Below are 6,234 nucleotides of genomic sequence, written 5' to 3'. Positions count from 1 at the left end.
CCGGAGCTGTCAAAAGCCCTCGATGCGCCGGTCCTGCTGCACCCGGCCGACGAGATGCTGTGGCGGGTTGTCCATCCGGACAGCAAGTTTCACGCCGTCGCCGACGATCAGGTGCTCACCGTCGGCGGCGTCGCGATCCGGGCCATCCACACCCCCGGGCACTCCCCCGGCTCGGTGTGCTGGCACGTCCCCGAGCTTGATGCGGTGATCTCCGGTGACACCTTGTTCCACGGCGGGCCCGGTGCCACCGGCCGCTCCTACTCCGACTTCCCGACCATCCTGGCGTCGATATCGGAGAAACTCGGCAAACTTCCCGAGGACACCGTGGTCTACACCGGGCACGGCGACACCACCACGATCGGCGGCGAGCTGGTCAACTACGACGAATGGGTGACCCGCAGCCACTGATTCAGAGCGCCTTCAAAGCGCACCACACAGCCAGCGGCGCTACCGTGAAAATATGCGCGAGTCCAGTGTGGTGGCGCCTCGGCAAGTGAGATTCCGCCAGGCACACGAGATCCCACAGCTGCAATCCGCAACCTCACCTAGGCCGAATGATCAGCCAGCAAGCACGCGGCTGACTTCGTTCCCCTCTCGACGCTATGCCGCCCTAGTCTCATCGCAACGCGATAAGCCCCCCCCAAAGAACTGCTCCGAATCGATGATCAGGGCGAGCCACGGCTGCTGGGACAGCCTGCTGGTAGCGGCTCGTGCGACCTGACCCTGGTGGTGACTTCCCGTGAATCGAGGTTCTGGGAGCTACGCCAGGCCCAAGCGAGGGAACTCGCTGCTGAGATCGGTTCGCGGGCACAAACTCTCAGCACGATCGACGCGCAAGTCGCTGGCAAGAATATTGCGGCACGGCCACCGTGACTCAGGCAGGTGCAGACGGCTGGCGAGTCCGGGGGATGCGTAGAAGAAAAGGCCTTGAAGTCGAAAGGCATTGCTCCACTTGTAGGTTGCATTTCTCCGTGTCATTTTGCATTTTGACTTGTCATGCGATGTTGTACACGCCAACTTGGAATGCAATGTAGGCGGCTGGGTCCGAACGGAATATCGGGCTTCCGGAGATTCATCCAACATCGCGATCGTGGATAGGGAATCCGACTATGTGTTGGAAGGACGTTGTCCCTAAAACGATCTCGTGATCGAGACGTACGTTTGGGCGACGTGGTCAGACGACGCTGTCTCGTGTTACAGCTGCTTTGGTCGATGTTCGGGAAGCGGGCCGACAGGGAACCTCAGCAGTCAATTGCTCTCGCTCTGGACGGGGTGGGTCGGGTAGGCGCATGCTCAAGGATCGTCCTTAGGAGTCAAGATGCATATGCCACCACCACTGAGCTTCCCGAGGCTCGGCGATCCGCTGAACGGGGATGACTTGGCCTATGTCAAACGGATCAGTGCTGAAAGGCAATCGAGGGCCTGGAACAAGATCCTTGTGGATGATCCGGTGATCGGGCCCGCGTGCGGTCTGGTGGTGGGTGTTGCTCCGATGCGGAATGCTGAAGGTCGCTATCCGTTGGTCTGGGTGTATGCGCCGTCGACGATCGCGGTCTTTCGCGACGACTAGCTGGGTCAATGCGGAAGCCTGCTGTGGTCATGAAATTGTCTTGATACGGAGGTGATTTCGCAGATTGGGCGCTGCTCGCGGCGTAGGGGTCGGCGGGGTGACGGATTTGGGCGTTATCGGTATCAGACGGCAACGACGATGGTGGGGAGCCGTCAGACCTACGATGCAGCCGATCGAGGTGGGTGTCGCCTGGGCCAGGCCGCTCGGATCTCGTGTGTTGTCGAAGCGGATCTACCCGGTGTAGTCGATCGTTGTTTTGCGTTGGAAGAAACCTCGTCGCTGCGACGAATAACCCAAGCGTGGCATAACGTTCGACGCTTTCTTCTCCAACGCTTCGTTGTCTTCGACCGCCTTTTGGACCGCTTCGCCAAGGGCTCTTTTGATGCCGTAGGGAAGCGGCGAACCGAGACGTTGCAGCGCGTCTAGGGCTATGTCGGTCTGGCCCGTGGCTCTAGGTGATCCGTCCTGACCTAGCAGCGGGATCACGATGGACTGAATGAGTCGCCGACGAACTGAGTCTTCTGAGATCGAGGCCGCATCCCACATGTCGATAACCGATCGGCGTTGGGGATTGTTTTGGCAGCCTTCGAATCTGGCGATCAAAATCGTCGCGATCGAATCTGGGGGAACGTCTTTCAGCCCGACCAACTCTAGTTCAGCGGTGTGCAGCCGCGGCGACTCTGGCTTCGCGATGTAGCGGCTGAGTAAGTCCAAACGTTCTGTAGCGGACCAGTCCGCTCGCACGTGTGACAAAGCTTGGGCGATGTCGGCGGTCGTGGCTTCGCGACCCAGCAGCGTTCCGACAAGTTCGGCGGTTTCGGCCGCAGACGGCCGCGTCAGCTCAAGCCACATGCTTACGGTCTTACTTGCGGCCGCGCCGAACTGTTCAACCAGCGCTGTGATCGCCGCGAGATCAGGAGTCGACGAAAAGTCTTCGGCCCGTGCCTTGGTCGCGGTGCTCAGGGTCAGGATCAACACTGTTTTGAACGGCTCCTCGATCGTGGTGGATGCCGACAGCGTGCTTGTGATCTCGCGTGCGATCTCAAGTGTTTCGTCGTCGCACGGGACTAGATCGTTGAAAACCGTTGTGGTGGTGGTGACCAGGTATTGACTTAGTGGTCCGGACCCTGTCAGCACGGGATTGAAGCTGGTCGCATAGGTACCCACAAGGCTGGGCAGGGCGGCACGGGAGAGCTGTTCGCGGGAGACGAGGCCGATATCGATCAGGGCTTGTATCTTCGGCACCGTTGTTTCGCGATATTGGGCTATTGCGTCAGTTGTAACTAGCCCAGAAAGTGTGTCCGTCACTTGAGCGGTGATGTCGGGCCTATCTGTGGCTGGCAGTTGAACGAGAATCTTTTTGAGAGACCGTGCAGCGTTGTCCGCTGTCTCGGCAGAAATGTTGTCCTGTGCTGCTCTTGTCCAGAGCATCTCTGCAAGGTGTTTAACGGCGGCAACGTGCTGCGGCTCTATTGCGTTTGGCGCGATCGCGCTGATCCATTTGGGCCACAATGAGATTGGCTGGAAGGAGACTGCCTCCAAGAGGGCGTCCAGCAGGGTGCCTTGGTGGACTGGGCTGATGCATTCGACTAGCTTGGCTACGCCAATTCTGCCAGCAGCGGTGCGCGTCTTGAGAAGTGTGAGCGCTATTTGTTGCGCTACTTCGGTTCCGGTGCGTTCGCTTGCGAGCTGGGTTAAAGCATGAATGATCGGCGCCGCGTCGAACGGGACATCGTCGTCGGCGTGTTCTGTGGCGGCGGTTACTGTCGTCGCGGGAACGTCCGAGGCTTCCTGAGCCTTCTCGTGCTCTGAGTACTTCAATACCGCCGCGCGCAGGGCGTCCTCCAACAGAGTGCTGGATGCTGTGACGAGTTGGAGTAGATGTGAGTCGGGAAGTTCTCGCAGGACATGCACGGCGCGATCACCCCCGTCGCGCACGATGGCGGACGTAACCAAGCGGGCCAAGGCGTCGCCGTTGTCTTTGAAAGCGGGGGCGGGGTGACGGAGGATGAATGTGACATCAGCGTCGGCTATCGACTCCGCGTAGCGAAGGATGGCTTCGCGAAGGCGCGACGCGCCATCTGCGGTTCCAGCGGACGCGAGCTTCCAAGCCGACTCGACGGTGTCGTTGTTCAGTATCGCGGGATGTTCGTGGAGCAAGACGGCGATTGTGTCGCTGGCAGAGTTCGCGACTTTGTCCATCGACAGGGAGTCGTCGTTGGCGTACAGCCTCAGCAAAGTTTGTGCGGCATTCGGGGCTCCGAGGCCAATGCTGGTGCGTAACAGTTGGGTGAGCAGTTCGATTGCGCCGCCGCGGTTTTCGGGTGTAATACTTCGAAGTTGTTCCCGGGCAAGCTCGTAGTTGGCGTCTTCTGCTGCTCGCTCGATGGTCAGGGCTGTTTGGCCATCGAGTCCGAAGGCGGCTCCAGTGCTGTGGAGATGGACAAGGTCGCGAGATGGACCTGACACCAGTTGGGTGCGTTTGAGGTAGTCGAGAAGCTGGCGGTTGCTCTGTTTTGTGGTGCGCTCGAAAGCTTCCGACCGCCCGTCGTCGGTGCCTTCGATAATCAAGCTTGCAGGGGCTTCGCCGTCGTTTGCGTATGCTTCCGCACGGGAAATCGCCTGCGGCGACCAGGAATCATCGGTCTGAACCTTGTTCGCGATCGCGAGCACTAATTCGGGAAGCCGGGCATCCAGTTCCAGGTCGCGGGCAAAAAGCGGAAACTCGACTCGCAGGCACACTAGCTTCGCCAGCGAAGGGGCGATGCTACGAGGATCGTCGCTGAGTAGGGACTCGCGGAAGCGCTGCTCAGCAATTCGATAGCTTAGGGCAAATGTGTTGAGCAAGTGCTTAACTCGGCGGGGGCTGGTTACATGAGTCGGCACGAGAACAGAAACGACATAGTCTGTGGCGATCTCAGACCACACACCGCCCCGATCTTTGACAAGGTCGGCAGCAAAGCGTGTGATCCGGTGAGATAGAAGCGGTGGCAGGCTCACCTGATACTGAAAGACTTTGTCTAAGTATGCACTTCCGGTGCTGTAGTAGGGATTTACTTCGTTGGCCGGAGTCTCTTGCTTTGCCGCACGCGTCAAACTCTCCTCGAGCACTTGCTGATCCGCAGCGATCACAAATACGCACTTCTCAACGCCCAAGAACGTTCTGATCGCGTCTAACGTGGCAACGACATCGTCAGCTGAACAACGGTCGAGCTCGTCCACGAAAATAACCAGTCGGTTAGCTCCACTTTTTTTGACAAGCTGGACGAAAATCTCTTCAAACTGCTCATCGCTGTCGGGCTTTCCCACGCTTCGATCGACCTGAAGAGTCTTGCTGGCCATCGTCATTAGGGCCGATAGAAGTGCCGCTGGCAATAACGCCGATGCTGCCGTTTGGGCCGCTAGCTTGGCGAACGCTGGACCGAATGCGCCACCTTGGCGCCACGCGATGAGGGACAGCACTACTGCCATGACTACAGCAATCAAGAGCAACAGTGTGGAGAAGGTGAGGAAAATTCGACCGAGGGTTCTCGGGCCAAGGGAAACCGATGTCTGGCTCTTTCCGGTGTATAGGTCGCTACGGAACTTTGAGTCATTGACCTTCAGCTCACTGGCGACAGCTGAGATGAAGTTGCGCCGCAGCGGGGCCTCGGCGTATTTAAAGGCGTCGAAGCGGGCGAACTTGATGTTCCGGTTCTGGCCTACCTTATTGCGCAGCAAGTTCCCGATGCCGCTCTTGCCGGACCCCCACGGGCCGTACAGCGCGACGTTCGATGGTGTGGGAACAGTTGTGACGAGTTCAGCGAGCTGCTCGGCGATCTGGGCGTGGGCTAGCTGGTCTCGATCTTGGGTCGTTACCTCGCGGTCCTCGATTAGGTCCGAAGGATGAAGCAGTTGAGAACGAGCGGGTTTCGCCATTAGTCGTGATCGCCTTTGTCTACGTTGACAACACCGTCTTGAAGTGTGAGTACATCATCGTTGACTAATGCGACAAATAATCGAAGGTGTGGCGAGTGGGTCGGGCTTGGCATGAGACAAGATCTGACGAGCACTTGGCAGCAACAGGGTGCGGATTCTTGGTGCCTTCTCCGAATGGAATTTGAGTGACTTGCAAATGTGACGCCACTTCACCGGGGTATTGGGTTACACGCTCGATGTAGAGCCGTTTGAACAGGCAGCTTGCAACGTACTTTGACAAGCTCTGGCGGCTCGCCCGGTTTCTGTCACAGTAGCCAGGCGTGTCTACCGTCATGCATCTCGACGGCCGCGACAGCTACAACTGACGCATGTCTGCAGCAGGCACCCATCCGCTCCACATCGGTAATGTCTTTATGGGCGCTGACCACGGTGCGCCGGTCCCCAGCGACCGGTGCTGGCCGCGCCAGCACAGTGAAGACATCGGCTTCCAACTGGGTTCGCCGGTGGGTGAGTGCGTCGTCCTGGCCGATGACGTGTTCAGCCAAGACCAGATCGGCGTTCCGCAGCGCTTCCGTGGCCTGCTGCAACGCATGTCCCGTCAGACCGCAGAGTTCAGCGGTGTCGGCGCGCAGCGCAGCCAGCCGCTCCTAAAATACAGCTCGCATGGTCATCGAGCCTACGGGGAGAAGCTGGGGTTTACCCATGTCGACATGGGGATATGGGAGATATCAGTGAACTGACACTGT

At 58.8% G+C, this 6,234-nt stretch carries 4 protein-coding genes; 2 read left to right on the top strand and 2 right to left on the bottom strand.

Annotation, left to right across the window (positions count from 1 at the left end; all coding sequences use genetic code 11):
* Nucleotides 1-408, top strand: a 408-nt coding sequence (locus ABIA30_RS25810) for an MBL fold metallo-hydrolase (protein ID WP_370070750.1), incomplete at its 5' end; no start/stop codon positions are given.
* A gap of 916 nt (nucleotides 409-1,324) precedes the next feature.
* Nucleotides 1,325-1,570: a hypothetical protein gene (locus ABIA30_RS25805; protein WP_370070748.1), complete on the top strand. Its 246-nt coding sequence runs from the start codon at nucleotides 1,325-1,327 to the stop codon at nucleotides 1,568-1,570.
* A 231-nt stretch (nucleotides 1,571-1,801) separates the two neighbouring features.
* Here the strand turns inward: ABIA30_RS25805 and ABIA30_RS25800 are convergent, their stop codons facing one another.
* Nucleotides 1,802-5,488, bottom strand: coding sequence for a P-loop NTPase fold protein (locus tag ABIA30_RS25800; RefSeq protein ID WP_370070746.1), 3,687 nt, complete (start codon nucleotides 5,486-5,488; stop codon nucleotides 1,802-1,804).
* A 305-nt stretch (nucleotides 5,489-5,793) separates the two neighbouring features.
* Nucleotides 5,794-6,075: a PhoU domain-containing protein gene (locus ABIA30_RS25795; RefSeq protein WP_370070744.1), complete on the bottom strand. Its 282-nt coding sequence runs from the start codon at nucleotides 6,073-6,075 to the stop codon at nucleotides 5,794-5,796.
* Nucleotides 6,076-6,234: the final 159 nt, after the last annotated feature.

The organism is Mycobacterium sp. MAA66 (assembly GCF_041261665.1).
In the GTDB taxonomy this organism is placed as follows: domain Bacteria; phylum Actinomycetota; class Actinomycetes; order Mycobacteriales; family Mycobacteriaceae; genus Mycobacterium.
Note: the sequence above shows the minus strand (reverse complement) of the source record. Positions and strands in the feature narration are given on the sequence as shown.

Coding starts and splice junctions, on each gene's coding strand:
- ABIA30_RS25805 (WP_370070748.1), top strand. CDS start 1,325: ATGCCACCACCACTGAGCTTCCCGAGGCTCGGCGATCCGCTGAACGGG.
- ABIA30_RS25800 (WP_370070746.1), bottom strand. CDS start 5,488: ATGGCGAAACCCGCTCGTTCTCAACTGCTTCATCCTTCGGACCTAATC.